The sequence below is a fragment of the Streptomyces sp. NPDC049813 genome (assembly GCF_044465085.1).
GTDB lineage: Bacteria > Actinomycetota > Actinomycetes > Streptomycetales > Streptomycetaceae > Streptomyces.
Map to the genome: position 1 here is coordinate 678597 of NZ_JBITLI010000002.1, position 15443 is coordinate 694039.

Annotated in this window: 15 protein-coding genes and 1 pseudogene; 7 read left to right on the plus strand and 9 right to left on the minus strand. The window is 72.2% G+C overall.

Annotation, left to right across the window (positions count from 1 at the left end; genetic code table 11):
• Positions 1-5 precede the first annotated feature (5 nt).
• Both ACIBW6_RS07180 and mshA read right to left on the minus strand, forming a co-directional pair.
• The gene (locus tag ACIBW6_RS07180) at positions 6-518 is read right to left on the minus strand and encodes a YbjN domain-containing protein (protein ID WP_399057498.1); all 513 of its coding nucleotides are present in this window, start codon (positions 516-518) and stop codon (positions 6-8) included.
• Positions 511-1854 (minus strand): D-inositol-3-phosphate glycosyltransferase, encoded by a 1344-nt coding sequence (mshA, locus tag ACIBW6_RS07185; protein ID WP_399057500.1) that lies wholly within the window; start codon positions 1852-1854, stop codon positions 511-513. Before mshA ends, ACIBW6_RS07180 begins: the two co-directional genes overlap by 8 nt.
• A gap of 180 nt (positions 1855-2034) precedes the next feature.
• On the opposite strand from mshA, the gene ACIBW6_RS07190 reads away from it, so the two are divergent.
• From ACIBW6_RS07190 to ACIBW6_RS07200, 3 genes are all read left to right on the plus strand, one after another.
• Positions 2035-2841 (plus strand): class I SAM-dependent methyltransferase, encoded by an 807-nt coding sequence (locus ACIBW6_RS07190; protein ID WP_399057502.1) that lies wholly within the window; start codon positions 2035-2037, stop codon positions 2839-2841.
• A 157-nt stretch (positions 2842-2998) separates the two neighbouring features.
• On the plus strand, positions 2999-4174 hold the full coding sequence (locus ACIBW6_RS07195) for an NlpC/P60 family protein (RefSeq protein ID WP_399057504.1): 1176 nt from the start codon (positions 2999-3001) through the stop codon (positions 4172-4174).
• A gap of 786 nt (positions 4175-4960) precedes the next feature.
• A complete protein-coding gene (locus ACIBW6_RS07200; RefSeq protein ID WP_399057506.1) occupies positions 4961-6271 on the plus strand; it encodes a PP2C family protein-serine/threonine phosphatase in 1311 nt (436 codons plus the stop codon).
• A gap of 45 nt (positions 6272-6316) precedes the next feature.
• Here ACIBW6_RS07200 and ACIBW6_RS07205 read toward each other — a convergent pair whose 3' ends face one another.
• The 3 genes from ACIBW6_RS07205 to ACIBW6_RS07215 all read right to left on the minus strand — a co-directional run bounded on the left by ACIBW6_RS07205 (position 6317) and on the right by ACIBW6_RS07215 (position 7839).
• Positions 6317-6652 (minus strand): DUF2516 family protein, encoded by a 336-nt coding sequence (locus tag ACIBW6_RS07205; protein WP_399057508.1) that lies wholly within the window; start codon positions 6650-6652, stop codon positions 6317-6319.
• A gap of 125 nt (positions 6653-6777) precedes the next feature.
• Positions 6778-7416, minus strand: a complete 639-nt coding sequence (locus tag ACIBW6_RS07210) for a hypothetical protein (RefSeq protein WP_399057510.1) — start codon at positions 7414-7416, stop codon at positions 6778-6780.
• A 27-nt stretch (positions 7417-7443) separates the two neighbouring features.
• Complete coding sequence (locus ACIBW6_RS07215; protein WP_399057512.1) at positions 7444-7839, minus strand: helix-turn-helix domain-containing protein; 396 nt, start codon at positions 7837-7839, stop codon at positions 7444-7446.
• Between the two features lie 388 nt (positions 7840-8227).
• Between ACIBW6_RS07215 and ACIBW6_RS07220 the strand changes: the two genes are divergently transcribed.
• Positions 8228-8692: a DUF2199 domain-containing protein gene (locus tag ACIBW6_RS07220; protein ID WP_399057737.1), complete on the plus strand. Its 465-nt coding sequence runs from the start codon at positions 8228-8230 to the stop codon at positions 8690-8692.
• Between the two features lie 170 nt (positions 8693-8862).
• Entirely contained in the window at positions 8863-9324 is a 462-nt protein-coding gene (locus ACIBW6_RS07225) for a hypothetical protein (RefSeq protein WP_399057514.1), read from the plus strand.
• A gap of 19 nt (positions 9325-9343) precedes the next feature.
• Here ACIBW6_RS07225 and ACIBW6_RS07230 read toward each other — a convergent pair whose 3' ends face one another.
• Positions 9344-9688, minus strand: coding sequence for a hypothetical protein (locus ACIBW6_RS07230; protein WP_399057516.1), 345 nt, complete (start codon positions 9686-9688; stop codon positions 9344-9346).
• A gap of 41 nt (positions 9689-9729) precedes the next feature.
• Positions 9730-10110, minus strand: a pseudogene (locus ACIBW6_RS07235) (hypothetical protein); the annotation flags it as partial.
• Positions 10111-10186: 76 nt separating this feature from the next.
• Between ACIBW6_RS07235 and ACIBW6_RS07240 the strand changes: the two are divergent.
• Together ACIBW6_RS07240 and ACIBW6_RS07245 are read left to right on the plus strand one after the other, a co-directional pair.
• Positions 10187-11617, plus strand: coding sequence for a hypothetical protein (locus ACIBW6_RS07240; protein ID WP_399057518.1), 1431 nt, complete (start codon positions 10187-10189; stop codon positions 11615-11617).
• 141 nt (positions 11618-11758) lie between these two features.
• Complete coding sequence (locus ACIBW6_RS07245) at positions 11759-12229, plus strand: DIP1984 family protein (protein WP_399057520.1); 471 nt, start codon at positions 11759-11761, stop codon at positions 12227-12229.
• Between the two features lie 329 nt (positions 12230-12558).
• Here ACIBW6_RS07245 and ACIBW6_RS07250 read toward each other — a convergent pair whose 3' ends face one another.
• Together ACIBW6_RS07250 and ACIBW6_RS07255 are read right to left on the minus strand one after the other, a co-directional pair.
• Entirely contained in the window at positions 12559-14583 is a 2025-nt protein-coding gene (locus ACIBW6_RS07250; RefSeq protein ID WP_399057522.1) for a HelD family protein, read from the minus strand.
• A 41-nt stretch (positions 14584-14624) separates the two neighbouring features.
• Entirely contained in the window at positions 14625-15308 is a 684-nt protein-coding gene (locus tag ACIBW6_RS07255; RefSeq protein ID WP_399057524.1) for a TetR/AcrR family transcriptional regulator, read from the minus strand.
• Between the last annotated feature and the right edge of the window lie 135 nt (positions 15309-15443).

Here is a 15443-nt window from a genome sequence, read left to right on the forward strand (position 1 = left end):
CGGCGCTACTCGGCGGTGTCCGACGACGGCCGCTCGATCAGATGTGTGAACGCGTCCAGGTTGCGCGTGGACTCGCCGCGCGCGACCCGCCACTCGTACTCCCGGCGGATCGCGCCGGCGAACCCGAGCTCCAGGAGGGTGTTGAACGCGCCGTCGGCCGCTTCCAGTACCGAGCCGAGCAGCCGGTCGAGCTCCTCGGGGGTGACGGCGGCCAGCGGCAGCTTGCCCGTCAGGTAGATGTCGCCGAGCGGGTCGACCGCGTAACTCACGCCGTACAGGCGGAGGTTGCGCTCCAGGAGCCAGCGGTGGACGCCGCCCTCGTTCTCGTCGGGGTGGCGGATCACGAAGGCGTTCAGCGACAGGCTGTGCTGTCCGACGCGGAGCGAGAGCGTCGTGGAGAGCTTGCGGGTGCCGGGCAGGGTGACCACGTACGACCCCGGCTGCGGGCACTCCCACGTCAGCTCGGCGTCCTTGAGCGTCGCCTCGACGGTCTCCGCGGCCCGTGATTGGTCAGCCATGGTGCGAGGGTACGTGACGGCGGTGTTCGTGCATGGCCGCGGTGTAGACGTCGGCCGTCGCCGCGGCCGCCGTGTCCCAGCCGAAGCGCTGGGCGTGCCGGGCCGCCGCGTCGCCCATGGTGTCCACCAGGCGGGGATGGTCGGCGAATTCGCGCAGCACGCGCGCGTAGTGGGCCGGTTCGTGCCCCTCGACCAGGAAGCCGGTCTCGTCGTGGCGCACGGCGACGGGCAGACCGCCGACGGACGCGGCGAGGACGGGTGTCCCGGCGGCCTGCGCCTCTATGGCGACGAGCCCGAAGGACTCGTTGTAGGACGGCATCACCAGCAGCGACGCGGCGCGGAACCAGTCCGCGAGCTGGTCCTGGCCGACCGGTGGGTGGAACCGGACGACGTCCGCGATGCCGAGCCGGGCGGCGAGCTTCTGCAGGGCCGCGGGCTTGGCGAGGCCGCTGCCGCTGGGGCCGCCGACCACCGGCACGACGATCCGCGCGCGCAGCTCGGGCCGCTCGTCGAGCAGCACGGCGACGGCCCTGAGCAGGATGTCGGGGGCCTTGAGCGGCTGGATGCGGCCGGCGAAGAGGGGGACCAGGGCGTCCTGCGGCAGGCCGAGGCGGGCGCGGGCCGCGGCGCGTCCGTCGGCGGGACGGAAGCGGTCGAGGTTCACGCCGGGGTGGACGACGGCGACCTTGCCGGGGTCGGCCTCGTAGTGGCGCACCAGCTCGGCGGCCTCCTCGGAGGTGTTCGCGATGAGCCGGTCGGCGGCGCGCACGATCTGGGTCTCACCGATGACGCGGGCGGCGGGCTCGGGGGTGTCGCCCTCGGCGAGCGCCGCGTTCTTGACCTTGGCCATGGTGTGCATGGCGTGCACGAGCGGCACGCCCCAGCGCTCGGCGGCCAGCCAGCCCACGTGCCCCGAGAGCCAGTAGTGCGAGTGCACGAGGTCGTAGTGGCCGGGCCGGTGGCCGGCCCAGGCCTGCATGACGCCGTGCGTGAAGGCGCACAGTTGGGCCGGAAGCTCCTCCTTGGCGAGGCCTTCGTAGGGGCCCGCGTCGACGTGGCGGACCAGGACGCCCGGGGCCAGCTCGACCTCGGGGGGCAGGCCCCCGGTGGTGGCCCGGGTGAAGATCTCGACCTCGATGTTGATCGCGGCGAGCCGCTTGGCCAGCTCCACGATGTAGACGTTCATGCCGCCCGCGTCACCCGTGCCGGGCTGGTGCAGCGGGGAGGTGTGCACGCTGAGCATGGCGATCCGGCGGGGGCGCCGGGAGCCGCCGGGGAACCTCAGCCGGGCCGGCGGGGCCCCGGTCCGGCGGAACCTGGTCACGTACTGAGTCACGTGGCGGGCCCTCCTCGATGGGGCGTACAAGCGGTACAGCGGGCACGGCAAGGGGAGGGCGGTGGCCCTCGTCCAAGGGGGGCAACGCCGGAGCGGTCCGCTCCATTTCCAGTTTGCCGAATCATTACCGTCCGGGGCTCGACGGCGGGCCCGGGCGGCCGAGCGCATACCCTCGTAGCCATGAGCCCGCGTACCCCTTCCCGCCCCGTGGGAACAGTGACGCGAGGCACCACCAACCCGAACCGGCTGCGCCGTATGGACCGCTGGATCGCGGCCGCGCACGGGCCCGCGCTGCGCCGCGCCGGCGACCCGCTGGCGGTCGACCTCGGCTACGGGGCGGCGCCCTGGACCGCGGTGGAGCTGCTCGCCCGGCTGCGGCGCGCGGCGCCCCACGCGCGCGTGGTCGGCATCGAGATCGAACCGGCCCGGGTCGCCGCCGCGCTGCCCTACGAGCGGGACGGGCTGACCTTCCGGCACGGCGGCTTCGAGCTGCCGCTGACCACCGCGCCCGTGCTGATCCGGGCCGCGAACGTGCTGCGCCAGTACGACGAGGAGCAGGTCGCCGGGGTCTGGGACCTGCTCTGCGGGCGGCTCGCACCGGACGGGCTCCTGGTGGAGGGGACCTGCGACGAGATCGGGCGGCGGCACGTGTGGGTGGCGCTGGGCCCGTCCGGCCCGCGCACGGTGACCTTCGCGACCCGGCTCGGTTCCCTGGCCACCCCCTCCGACCTCGCGGAGCGGCTGCCCAAGGCGCTCATCCACCGGAACGTGCCGGGCGAGCCGGTCCACGCCTTCCTGCGGGACTTCGACCGGGCCTGGGCGGCCGCCGCGCCCTACGCCTCGTACGGGGCGCGCCAGCGCTGGATCCGTACGGCGCTGGCGCTGGCGGGCGACTGGCCGGTGGTGGACGGGCCCGCGCGGTGGCGCCAGGGTGAACTGACCGTGGCCTGGTCCGCGTTGGCGCCGCGCGCACCCTTCGCCGGCTGAGCGGCATCCGTCCGCCGTTCCGGGGAACGATCACCGCGCGCCATTCGTCACACCGTGCGGGGTCTGTCGGTTTCGGCGTTCGCGTGGCACGATCCCCGGAGCGCGCACAAGTTACTGACGGTAAATCAGGTGTGAGTCGGCTGTGGGGGCGGGGCGGATGGGCAAGCGGAGCACGACGACGATGGCGGCCGTGGCGCTGGTCTGTGCCGTGACCGTCCTGACGGCGCCGGGCGCGGCTTTCGCGGCACCACCGGCCCCCGGTCCTTCGCCTTCCGGCTCCGCGTTCGGTTCTGGTGCCGCGTCCGGCGCCGGCGCTGCGTCTGGCTCCGCGTCCGATTCCGCGTCCGGTTCCGCGTCCGGCTCCGGGGCGGCGACGACCCCGTCGAGCGCCTTGCGGAGCGAGGACCTGGAGGCGGTCCGCAAGAAGATCGACGCGCTGTACCACGACGCCGCGGTCGCCACCGACGAGTACAACGCGGCGGAGGAGAAGGCCGACAAGCAGTCCGCCGAGATCGTGAAGCTGGCCCAGAAGATCGCGGCGGGCCGGCAGCGGCTGGAGCGGCTCAAGAGCGGCGCGGGCGCCGCCGCCCGCGAGCAGTACCGCTCCGGCGGGATCCCGCGCGAGGCCCGGTTCATGCTCTCCGGCGACCCGCAGCAGTTCCTCGACCACGCCGGGCGGATGTACCAGGGCCAGCAGGCCACGAAGAACCTGCTGGCCGAGTTGACCCGCACGCAGAAGGACCTCGCCGGGTACGCCGAGGACGCCTCCGCCCGCTGGAAGGAGCTGGAGGAGGGCCGCAAGAAGAAGGCCGCGGCGAAGAAGAAGGTCGAGAAGCAGATCAAGCAGGCCCAGGCGCTGGAGAGCAAGCTCGAGAAGAAGGAGCGCGAGCGGCTCCAGAAGCTGGAGGAGGACGCCGAGCGCGCGGCGCAGACGGCCTGGCTCTCCTCGGGCGTCCTGAAGGAGATCGACGGCAAGGCGACGAAGGCCGGCAAGGAAGCGGTGGAGTTCGCCACCGCCCAGCTCGGCAAGCCGTACGTGTGGGGGGCCGAGGGGCCGAAGTCGTACGACTGCTCCGGGCTCACCTCGCAGGCGTGGGCGGCGGCGGGGCGGCCGATCCCGCGCACGTCCCAGGAGCAGTGGAAGCAGCTGAAGCACATCGCCGTGCGGGACATGCGGCCCGGTGACCTGATCATCTACCACGGCGACGCCAGCCATGTCGGGATGTACATCGGGGACGGGGCGATCATTCACGCGCCGCGGCCGGGGCGGAGTGTGACGGTCGCGGGGGCGGGGTCGATGGTGATTCTCGGGGTGGTGCGGCCCGACGCGTGACGCCTGGCCGGCGGGGGGGGTGGGGCTGGGGGTGCCGGGGGTCTTGGTGTGCCCTGCCCTGCCTGGGGGTGGGTCGGGTTGTCTCGCGGGTGCGGGTTGTTCTGGGCTGGGCGCGCAGTTCCCCGCGCCCCTGGCGGGGTCTGGGTGGGGGGTGCTGGTGCCCTCGGCGGGGCTGAGGCGGGCGTGCGCAGTTCCCCGCGCCCCTGGCGGGGTCTGGGTGGGGGGTGCTGGTGCCTTCGGCGGGGTTGGGGCGGGTGTGCGCGGTTCCCCGCGCCCCTGGCGGGGTCTGGGTGGGGGGTGCTGGTGCCTTCGGCGGGGCTGGGGCGGGTGTGCGCGGTTCCTCGCGCCCCTGGCGGGGTCTGGGTGAGGGCGCTGGTGTCCTCGGCGGGGCTGGGAAGTACGTGCGCGGTTCCTCGCGCCCCTGGCGGGGTCTGGGTAGGGGTGCTGGTGCCTTCGGCGGGGCTGGGGCGGGCGTGCGCGGTTCCCCGCGCCCCTGGCGAGGTGGGGTGTGTCGTTCCTCTGCTGCCTGACCGGGGTTCGTGATGCGGGGCACGTGAGGAAGCGCACGTCGGGTGGGGTGGTTCCTGGGGGGTGGGGTGATGTTCGTCATTCCGTGGCGGGGCGCCGGGGCGCGAAGGTGCCCAATTCCGGTACCGGTTGCGGCATATGACACTGGCCGTTCACAGCTCGCCATTCCGTTCGAGCGCCGGGTACCGCTAAGGTCCCCGTCTGGTGGACGAGGACCTTCGTCCCACCGCGCCCTCGGGGGAGGGAAGGAACCGAGCGATGCCCGTACCCGTACCGCGGCAGAGAGCCATCCCCGCCGTGGAAGGTGGTCAGGCTCACGCCGCCCCGACGACAGCGACCACGCAGACCGCACCACCGCCCCGGCCGGGGACCGACCCCGACCGGCAGGGCTCCGGCCCGTCCGTGCTGACCCTCCTGGTCATCGAGGACGACCCGGCCGGGTCCCTCAGCATCCCGGAGATGCCCGACGCCGCGGGCCGGCCGATCCGGGTCCGTACCGCCCGCAACCTCACCGAGGCCGAGCGGCTGCTCACCCATGACGTGAACTGCGTCCTGCTCGACCTCGCGCTGCCCGGCCCGAAGGCGGGCGCCGACGCGGGCAGCGACGAGCTGGAGACCCTGCGCCACGTGCTGCGCCTCGCGCCCCGCCACGCCGTGCTCGCGCTGACCACGTCCGGCGACGCCGAGCGCGCCGCCGAGGCGGTCCGCGTCGGCGCCCAGGACTACCTGTTCCGCGACGAGCTGGACGCGCGGCTGCTCGGCCGCGCCGTCCGCTACGCCGTGGAGCGCAAGCGCGCCGACATCGCCCAGCGCAAGCTCACCGAGTCCCGGCTGCGCGCACAGGAGAACGCCCGCCTGGAGCGCGGCCTGCTGCCGACCCCGCTGCTCGACGGCTCCCCGCTGCGGTTCGCCGCCCGCTACCGGCCCGGCCGCTCCCGCGCCCTGCTCGGCGGCGACTTCTACGACACGGTCCGCACCCCCGACGGCACCGTGCACGCGATGATCGGCGACGTCTGCGGGCACGGCCCCGACGAGGCGGCGCTCGGCGTCGAACTGCGCATCGCCTGGCGGGCGTTGACCTTCGCGGGCCTCTGCGGCGACGAACTGCTCTCCACGCTCCAGCAGGTCCTGGAACACGAGCGGGAGAGCGAGGAGATCTTCGCGACGCTGTGCACGGTGGACATAGCGCCGGACGGCCGCCGCGCGGGCCTGTGCCTGGCGGGCCACCCGTCCCCGCTGATCGCGAGCCCGGGCCGGCCGGCGGCGCTGCTCCCGTACGAGAACAGCGGACCGGCCCTGGGGCTGCTGCCCAAGGCCCGCTGGCCGCGGATGCAGGTGGAGCTTGGCGCGTCCTGGAGCCTCATGCTCTACACGGACGGCCTGATCGAGGGCCGGATCGGCGAGGGCAACCAGCGCCTGGGCCAGGAGGGGATGCTGGAGCTGATCCGCCGCCGCCGGGCCGACGGCCTGGGCGGCGAGGAGCTCCTGGAAGCGGCGATGAACGAGGTCCGCGACCTCAACGGCGGCGACCTGACGGACGACGTGGCGGTCCTGCTCCTGGACCGCTGAGCCCGCGGGCGTGGCCCCGGGCGGCAGCCGGGGGCCGGGAGGGGCTCAGCGCCCGCCGTTGTACGGCCCGTACGGCCCGTCGCTGCTGGAGCCGCGCCCCTTGCGGCCACCGCCGCCGGTGATCTGCCGGACGGCGGGCCGGACGTCCACCATGTACACGATGGTCGCGATGAGGCCGATGATCGGCAGGAACGACAGGATCGGGAACAGCAGGTTCACGACGAACGCGAGCCCGAGGATGATCAGCCAGAACGGCTTGGTCTTCTTGTCCGCGGCGCGGTAGGCGTCCTCGCGGCGGATGGCGGCGTCGAAGAGCGCGAAGCCGCTGAAGACGATCAGCGCAAGGCTCAGCAGCCACATCACATTGGCGAACCCCTGCATCAGCACAACGCCACCACCAAAATCGTCTTCCTCGGCGTCCCCGGGATCGGTCCCGCCGGTCTGCGGCCACCGTACCCGTACAACGAGCCGGACACGCGCTGCGTGCCCGGCTCGTGATGTGGCCCCTACTTGTCCTTGGCGTCGTCGGAGGCCGCGGCCTCCGGGCCCTTCTTCGCGGCGGCCGGCTTCTTGGCGGCCGGTGCCTTCTTCGCGGTGGCGGCCTTCTTGGCGGCGGCCTCGCCGGGCGGAGTGGCGACCGGGGTGGCCGTCGGTGCGGCGGCCGCAGGGGCGGGCGGGGTGGCGGGCTCCGGGTCCGGCTCGACGGCCACGGCGATCTCGTTGATCTCCTCGGCCGCCTCGCCGCGCCAGGCCTTCACGGTCTCCTCGCCGTGCTCGGCGACCTTCTCGTAGGCCTCACGGGCCTTCACCGCCGCCTCGGCGGCGAGACCCACCCCGCGCAGGGCGAGGTCCTGGGCGCTCTCGCCGAACTTCTTCAGGTCGGTGTCGAGGGCCGCGACGAACCCGGTCACCTTCGCGCTGACGGTGGCCTGGGCCTCCCGGGCCCGCGCGGCGGCCTTGTCCTGCACGTCCTTGGGGTCGGTGTTGCGCACGGCCTCGAAGCGCGCGGGCGCCTCGCTCCGCCACTGCTCGACGAGCCCGGGCACCTTCTTGGCCTGCTGGAACGCCAACTCGGCGGTACCTGCGGCGAAGTAGAGCGGGGTCGGGTCGGAGAAGGTCTTGCGCAGGTCGTCCTTGATGGCCATTGCGTGGTCCTCCCGGATCACATCTGCTTACGTGCTCGAGGGCTCGGCATCGCCGCCGGCGCCGTCGCCGGAGCTGGTCCCGTTCTCATGCCTGAATGACTCGTAGATCTGCAACAGAACGTTCTTCTGGCGCTCGTTGAGGGAAGGGTCGGCGAGGATCACCGCACGCGTCTCCACCTCGTCCCGCTCCCGCTCCGCGTCCAGAATGCCGGCGCGCACGTACAGCGTCTCGGCGGAGATCCGCAGCGCCTTGGCGACCTGCTGCAACACCTCCGCGCTCGGCTTGCGCAGCCCGCGCTCGATCTGGCTCAGATACGGGTTGGACACCCCGGCGGCATCGGCGAGCTGACGCAACGACAGCTGCGCGGTGCGCCGCTGCTCGCGCAGGTACTCGCCGAGACTTCCGACGTTGAGCGATGCCATACCCCGATACTGCCGCACCCCCGCTAACTATTGCAAGCGCCCGCTTGCAAAAGTGTTCCACACCACGCCTTGCACCCCGCCCCGCCCCGCCTCGCGACGGCCCGGTGACGTGTCTCGCTGAGGGTGGACCAGCCTCGGTCTGCCTGGACCATCCGGTCGCTCGTCTCAGTCAACCTTGACCAGCTCTGCGTCAAGCTCCATCGGTGAGCAGGCAGATTCTTGTCCGAAGGATCTTGAAGCGTTCCCCAGCACACGCACGGTGAACGGCCTCCGCCCTCACCGAGACGCTGACGACAGCTGCATCGGAGGCGATCACTAGGCTCCGCTCATGACCAGCAACCTCGGATTCACCTGCTCATGCTGCGGCAGTCACCACGCCGAGCTACCGATGAACTACTCGGCCCACGCCCCGTACGTCTGGGACCCGAGCTTCGCCGACTCTGCTGACTGCCTTCTCTCGTCGGATCAGTGCGTGATCCAGGCACAGCACTACTTCGTCAAGGGCCTGGTCGAGATACCGATCATCGGCAGCGACAAGGCGTTCTCCTGGGCCGCATGGGTCTCCCTCAGCCGGGACAACTTCTCCCGTTTTGCAGACCTTTGGGACACCGCGGGACGGGAGAACGAGGAACCGTACTTCGGGTGGCTGTCCACCGACTTCTTCCTCTACTCGCCCAGCACCATCAACTTGAAGACCCGCGTCCACACTCGTCCCATCGGACAACGTCCCTTCATCGAGCTGGAGCCGACCGACCACCCTCTCGCAGTCGAACAGCGGACCGGCATCACCATGGAGCGCGTCCGTGCAATCGCCGAAGCAGTTCTCCACCCCACCGACAACGAATCCAAGTGACCTCGAACGGGCCGCTGACCTAGCGTTCCACCCATGACCACCCCAGACGTCGGCACTGATCACGAAGTCACCGTGACTGCCCGAACCCCAGCGCGGCGGCGCGCACCGCGTCGGCTGACCGGACCTTGCGGCCATGGCCTCGGGCCGCAGGCCGCTGGGACGCCTCGGTGATGCGCGTCACCTGGACGCTGGCGGGGTCTGGGTGGGCCGACTGCACCCTTGAAGATCACCGGGCGAAGGCCGAACTCACCGCGTCCGACATCACCAGTGCGCCCGAGGAGCTCCTGACCGCGGTGGCCCGGCTCGTCGCGGGCGAGACAGAGACCCGTGCCCAGTTCGAGGCCGAACCGATCGCCTACCGGTGGATCTTCTACCGCGAAGGCCTGGACGCCTGGTTCCGCGTGCTGGAACTGCGGCACGGCAGCGATCACGACAACAAGGGAACCGAGATCTGGTCCAGCCGGCTCGGCATCGACCAGCTCGCCCGCACCATGATCCGCTGCTTCGACGAGGTCGCGCAGACCTACGGCGAGAGCGGCTATCGAGGCAAGTGGGGCGAGCACTTCCCCCGAACCGAACTCGAAGCCCTCCGGCGCCTCTGGGGCACTCACCAGCACGCCCGAACGACGTAGCCGGGACAACAGACCGCCGTCACCGTTCAGTTCGGCGGACTCCCGTGCAGGCGAGGACTGCGTCGGCGTCGCCGGCGAGAAAGAGCATGAAGGCCCACGTCCGGTCCGGTGAGAAGATGCAGCCGATCCTGACCTGATCGGTTTGGAGCCGGGTGAGGATGTCGACGGTGGACGGCAGGGCGAGAGTCTCAGCACCTCGCTTGCTCGCCCGTCGGAGACGAGCCGCGTAGATGCCGGCAAGCTGCTGACTGGCAACGCCGCCGTCCCATACGACAAAGTCGCCTCCAGCAAGAAGCGCCTCCCTGGCGGCTTCGCAGGCCGTGGTCTGGACGCCGAGCATCCCGGCGAGTTCCGCCCGGTCCATCTGTCCTCCTCCCGCCTGCTGTCCCGCTGTCCCGCTGTCGATCAGTCGTCGAAGCGGAGGCCGGGCCGGGTCCAGAGTGTGAGGTCACTGCTGGTGGCGACCGCCAGGGTCCGGCCGGAGGGGGAGAACCCGGCCGCGCGAAGTTCTGAGTACTCGGAGTGGAAGACCTGCCACCACGTCCCTCCCGCCGGGCCTTGGTGGGACCCGCCGTCGGCGGAGAGGATGACGCGGTCGTGGGGCCGCTCGGGGCTGACGACGTCCAGGGTCCAGCCGTCGGAAGTGGTGCGGTGCAGGCCGCCGCCGAAGAGTCCGGCTACGCGTACCGGGACGCCCGCGATCGGGCCGGGCCCAGGGCAGGTGAGGTCCGGGTGGGCGTCGGGGGTACTCGTTTCCGGGGCGGGGTCCCGGTCGCGGGCGATCTGCAGCTTCTGCTGGTACTCCGTGATCAAGTCGTCTCCTCGGTGCGATCCGCGTCGAGGGTCTCTCGCACAGCGGCCCATGTCGACGGAGTTCCCGGCAGGTGATCTCAGCGGCGTCGGCCGTTTCTTGCCCTCTGCGTCGGGTGCCACCCGCGAGGATGCCGCAGGCTGGCCTGGCGCAAAGGCCCTGCATGCCGATGCCACCGCCAGTGCCAGTGTCAGTGTCAGTGCCAAGAACTACGGTGCCCGGATGACTGATGTCGAGGTTGTCGCGCGTGCGCGCATCAGTGACGGGCAGCCTGTCGAGCGGCTGGTCTGCCATCCGCGGCTTCCACTGTTCGCCTGTCTGGACTCTCAGCGTCCTGCCGTCAGTGTCTGGACCTGTGACGCGGGGTCACTACGTGAACTCGGTTCGATCGGCGCCGAATCGGCTGTCTACGGTGAGGCCCTCGGATGGGAACGAGCGCGACGGACACCGGCCGTGGCGTGGCACCCCCACCAGCCGCTGCTGATGGTGGCCTTCGAGGACACGACGGTGCAGTGGCAACCATCCGGACCGACCGCACCGGTCGACCTGCCGCCCACTGCCCGCTATAACAACCTGGCGTTCAGCCCGGACGGTCACACCCTGTGGGCCTCGCCGTCGTCGGACGGCGCGGACGACGCATGGGAACGATCCGACGTCCTCGACCTCACCTCCGGAGCCGTCAGCGTCGGTCCGCAGTGGGACACCGGCATCGCGGAGCACCCCGGCGGTGGTCTCGTGACCACGCTCTCCAGTGACCAGGGCGCGACCCTCGCGCTCTTCGCCCGGGTCGATGTCAGTAACGCCCCCGCGACGATGCGTCTGTTGCGACACGCACTCATCCTGGACGCCGACGGGTACGAGCCCCCGGTCTTCAGCTCCGACGGACGCCACCTCGCGATCCGCGGCAACGCGTACGGCAACTCACTGGACGTCTTCGAGTTCCCCTCCCTCCGCCGCGTCTTCTCGACAACTCTCGGCGAACCCAACCCGGGTTACCCCTACCCACGGCAGTGGCGCGACCAAATGCGCGCCTGGTCACGGCAGAACCTCGTCTTCGGGACCCGGCGCGGTGTCCTCTGGGTCGGAACGCCGACCGGGGCACTCGTCGAGGTCGACATCGAGGCCCTGGCCGCCCGGGAGCACGACATCTTCGCCGGCTCCCCGGTGTCCGCGGTGGGCCGCGCCGCGTCAGGCGAACTCGTCGTGGCCGGCGGCTCCGGCGAACTCGTGTTCCTGTCCGTGGACGCCGCCCCGACCGATGGAGCCGACGACGCCAGGGCGAAGGCCGCAGTCACGGCATTCCTGGACTCGACCTCCGAGGTTTCCGACGAGGCCGATCTGGACAGCGATCTGATCCTCACGAACGGAGTCACCACCTGGGATGCGGAGGACCTGGCGACCGTCGACACAGCGTCCGAGGCAGATCCGACGTGGCTCCAGCTTCAGGCGGCCATCAACAACGTGCGCGGCCAAGTCGAGTGACTGGACCGACTCGGGCACGCGTATCCGTCTTGCGCCCGCTCCAGCCCCTGGTCAGAGCGCCCTCGGGCTGGAAATTCGCGTGCATGTGCGCCGATGCTCGCTCCATACTTGCCCGAGTTCACAGAGGGGGAGGTGGAGACCGTGAAGCTTGCCGAGGCGTTGGCGGAGCGGGCGGAGGCGACGCGCCGTGTGGAGCAGTTGCGAGCCCGCGTCGTCAGCAGTGCGCGGTACCAGGAGGGGGAGACGCCCGCCGAGGACGCCGCCCAGTTGCTGGCCGAGGCCGGTGAGGTGCTGGGTGCTCTGGAGACGTTGATCCGGCGGATCAACCGGACCAACGCCGCCGTGGACATGGGCCCCGACGGCACACTCACCGACGCCCTCGCCCGCCGGGACGTCCTGCGGCTGCGCCACTCCGTGGTCACCGCGGCGGCGGACGCGGCGGCGGGCAGCGGCGAGCGCGGGTACGGGCGGCAGCTCCGGTCCGAGCTGATGATGCTGTCCGCGCTCCCGGTGGCGGAACTGCGCGGTCAGGCCGATGTCCTGGCGCGGGAGATCCGCGAGATCGATGTGCGGATCCAGCGCACGAACTGGGAGGCCGATCTGCTGGACTGAGTGGTCCAGCAGGCGAGGACGATGTGGAGCAGGTAGCCGCTTCGGAGGCGTGCACACACCGCGGGCCGGCGGTTTCCGGTCCACTCCTGGCGCGTGAAGAGCAACGCGGGGGTTCGACTCCCCATCAACAGTGCAGTTCAGCACGGCGTACAGGTAAAGGTGCACAGCGCACAGCACATCACCGGGTGCAGATCCGAAGCGGTGAGGGCGGGTTCGGGGCTCTCCACATCTGAGCGGCACGAGGGCGCCCGGGGGCAGGTTCCCGGTCGGCCACAGGCGTGGACGCGGCTGCGTACGCCGCCTGCCCGGCCCTCTCCCCCATCCCCTCCTCACCCCACCCCGAACGGCAACGACCCCCCGTGGACCACCTCCAGTCGCGACACCGCCCGGGTCAGTACCACGTACAGCCGTTCCAGGCCCCGCTCCTCCGCGGCCACCACGGTCGCCGGTTCGACCGCGATCACGTGGTCGTACTCCAGGCCCTTGGCGACGGTGGCGGGCAGCAGGGTGACGCGGGCGCCGAGGACTTCGGGGCCCGCCGTCGGCAGCCCGGCGGCGGTCAGTGCGTCTCGTACGCGGGGGACGTCCTGTTCCGCGGCGATGACCCCGACCGAGCCCTCGCGGGTGAGTGCCCGGCGCACGGCGGTGACCACGCCCGCCGGTACGTCGGCGGCCGGCGAGAGCCGTACCTCCCCGTCCCCGCGGAGCGACCGCGCGGCCGGCACGTCGACGTCGATCCGCTCCAGGACCCGGTTCGTGAGCGCGACGACGGCCGCAGGCACCCGGAACCCCGTCGTCAACGGCACCACCCGCGCGTCGGGCTTGCCGAGATGCCCCAGCAGGTCGGCCCAGCGGCGCGCCGCCCAGGGCGTGGTGCCCTGGGCCAGGTCGCCTAGGACGGTGAGCGAACCGTAGGAGGACCGCCGCGCGACGGCCCGCGCCTGCATGGGCGACAGGTCCTGCGCCTCGTCGACGACGATGTGCCCGTACCCCTCGGGGCGGTCGAGCAGCCCGGCGATCTCGTCGAGCAGCACCAGGTCGGCGGCGGACCACTTCGCGGACTTGTACGAGCGTGCGGGGCGCGCCCAGCACACCGCTTCCTGCTCGGCGCGGTCCAGCACCCCGTCAGCCGCCGCGGCCAGTTCCCCGGCGTCGGACAGCAGCCGCCACAGCACCTCCTGCGCCCGCGCCCGGGGCCAGACCGCGTCCACGTAGGCGCTCATCGCCCGGGACCGGCCGATCTTCTGCAGCCACAGTCCGGTCGCGCTCACGCCGCGCCGCTCCGCCCGCTCCTGGATGTACCGCACGGCCCGGCTGCGGACGCGCTCGCGCCCCACGGCGTAGAGCGGTTCCTCGGCGCGTACGTCGGCCACGATGCGGCGGAGTTCGGCGAGCGGTACCCGCCACCGGTACGAGCCGTCCGGGACGGCCAGCGCGTCGGTGAGCGCGTCCGAGGAGACCCGCGCGTACAGGGCGCGGCGCAGCACCTCCGCCATCCGTACGTCGTGCTTGACGACGGCGGCGCGCGGGTCGTCGTGCCCGCGCACCTCGCCGAGCGCGACGAGTTCCTCGACGGTCGCCTGGCGTACGCCGCTCTCGCCGAGCGCGGGCAACACGGCGGAGATGTAGGACAGGAAGGTGCGGTTGGGGCCGATGACCAGGAGGCCGTCCCGCTGGACCCGTCCGGGGAAGGTGTAGAGCAGGTACGCGGCCCGGTGCAGGCCGACCGCGGTCTTGCCGGTGCCGGGCGCGCCCTGCACGCACAGCGAGGTGGTGAGGGCGGCGCGCACCAGGTCGTCCTGGTCGGGCTGGATGGTGGCGGCGATGTCCCGCATCGGTCCGACCCGGGGCCGTTCGATCTCCCCGGCGAGAATGCGGCCGCCGGTGCCCGCCTCCCCCGCGCCGAGCCGCTCGTCCTCCATGCCGGTCAGGTCGGCCGACTCCCCGAGGCTGCCCGGCGCCCAGCCGAACCGGCGGCGTACGTCCACACCCTGTGGATCGTCGGCGCCGGCCTGGTAGAAGGCGCGGGAGACCGGGGCCCGCCAGTCGACGACGAGGGGTGGCGCGGCCGGGTGCTCGGTGATGCGCAGCCGGCCGACGTGGTAGCTCTGGCCCGCGTGCTCGCCGGAGGCCCCGAAGTCGAGCCGGCCGAAGAAGAGGGGCGCCTGCGGCAGTTCGTGGAGCTCCTTGGCGTGGCTGCGCAGCTGGTACCCGAGCACTTCGGCGTCGGCGCCGGACGCGGAGGCGTCCTCCCCGATGACGACCTGTTCGTCGGCGCCTTCGATCATGGCGGTGAGGGCGGCGCGGCAGGTGTCGTGGAAACGGCGCTCGGCATCCAGGGACGGCGGACTCATCCCGCTACGGTAACCCATATTCTGTTACCAGGTTACGTTTTTTACTCGGTCACGCACAGTTCACTGGGCAGCCCGTCCGCCAGCTGCCCGAACCCCAGCGCGGCGGCGCGCACCGCGTCGGCCGCGATCGCGTCGGCCTCCTCCCCCTCCCGGATCCGCCGGACGTTCTCCTCGGCCAGGATCCGCTGCACCGCCACGATCTGCCCGGCGGCCAGCCGGGCCGCGACGGGCGGCCCGCCCAGCGCCTCGGCCAACGCCCGCTCCGCCGCCTCCTGGTACCCGTACAACCGCGCCACCAGGGACGGCGTCCCGTACAGCAGCCGCTGATAGGCGAGCACCGCCGGGTGGTCGCAGAGCCCCGTCACCGGATCGCGCCGCGCGAGCCCCGCCAGGAAGTGCCGCCGCAGTGCCTCCAGCGGCGCCTCCCCCTCGTCCCGGCCCGCCACGACCCGGGCCGCCTCGTCCTGGTGGTCGGCGAACCGGTGCAGGACCAGGTCCTCCTTGGCCGCGAAGTACCGGAACAGCGTCGGCTTCGACACCTCCGCCGCCGCCGCGATCTCCGCGACGGACACCTGGTCGTAGCCCTTCTCCAGGAAGAGCCGGACGGCGGTCTCGGACAGGTTCTGCCGCGTCCGCCGCTTCTTCCGCTCCCGGAGACCGGGGGCGGAGGCGGGGGCGGGGGCCGGCGCGGGCCCGGAGGTGGGGTCGGGGGCGGGGGTGGTCATGGGGAGGAGGGTACGGGCCGACGCGCCGGCCCCGCCCCTCGCCGCCGAGCCACGGGTGCGGGCCGGCGGCCGGGCGACCGTCGTCAGCCGCCGGGCCGCCGGTACTGGTCCGCGCGCCGGCCCCGCCCCTCACCG

Bases quoted from the DNA above. Each gene is read 5' to 3' on its own strand.
- ACIBW6_RS07180 (WP_399057498.1), bottom strand. From the start codon at position 518: ATGGCTGACCAATCACGGGCCGCGGAGACCGTCGAGGCGACGCTCAAG.
- ACIBW6_RS07190 (WP_399057502.1), top strand. From the start codon at position 2,035: ATGAGCCCGCGTACCCCTTCCCGCCCCGTGGGAACAGTGACGCGAGGC.
- ACIBW6_RS07195 (WP_399057504.1), top strand. From the start codon at position 2,999: ATGGGCAAGCGGAGCACGACGACGATGGCGGCCGTGGCGCTGGTCTGT.
- ACIBW6_RS07200 (WP_399057506.1), top strand. From the start codon at position 4,961: ATGCCCGTACCCGTACCGCGGCAGAGAGCCATCCCCGCCGTGGAAGGT.
- ACIBW6_RS07205 (WP_399057508.1), bottom strand. From the start codon at position 6,652: ATGCAGGGGTTCGCCAATGTGATGTGGCTGCTGAGCCTTGCGCTGATC.
- ACIBW6_RS07210 (WP_399057510.1), bottom strand. From the start codon at position 7,416: ATGGCCATCAAGGACGACCTGCGCAAGACCTTCTCCGACCCGACCCCG.
- ACIBW6_RS07215 (WP_399057512.1), bottom strand. From the start codon at position 7,839: ATGGCATCGCTCAACGTCGGAAGTCTCGGCGAGTACCTGCGCGAGCAG.
- ACIBW6_RS07220 (WP_399057737.1), top strand. From the start codon at position 8,228: ATGAACTACTCGGCCCACGCCCCGTACGTCTGGGACCCGAGCTTCGCC.
- ACIBW6_RS07225 (WP_399057514.1), top strand. From the start codon at position 8,863: ATGCGCGTCACCTGGACGCTGGCGGGGTCTGGGTGGGCCGACTGCACC.
- ACIBW6_RS07230 (WP_399057516.1), bottom strand. From the start codon at position 9,688: ATGGACCGGGCGGAACTCGCCGGGATGCTCGGCGTCCAGACCACGGCC.
- ACIBW6_RS07240 (WP_399057518.1), top strand. From the start codon at position 10,187: ATGTCGACGGAGTTCCCGGCAGGTGATCTCAGCGGCGTCGGCCGTTTC.
- ACIBW6_RS07250 (WP_399057522.1), bottom strand. From the start codon at position 14,583: ATGAGTCCGCCGTCCCTGGATGCCGAGCGCCGTTTCCACGACACCTGC.
- ACIBW6_RS07255 (WP_399057524.1), bottom strand. From the start codon at position 15,308: ATGACCACCCCCGCCCCCGACCCCACCTCCGGGCCCGCGCCGGCCCCC.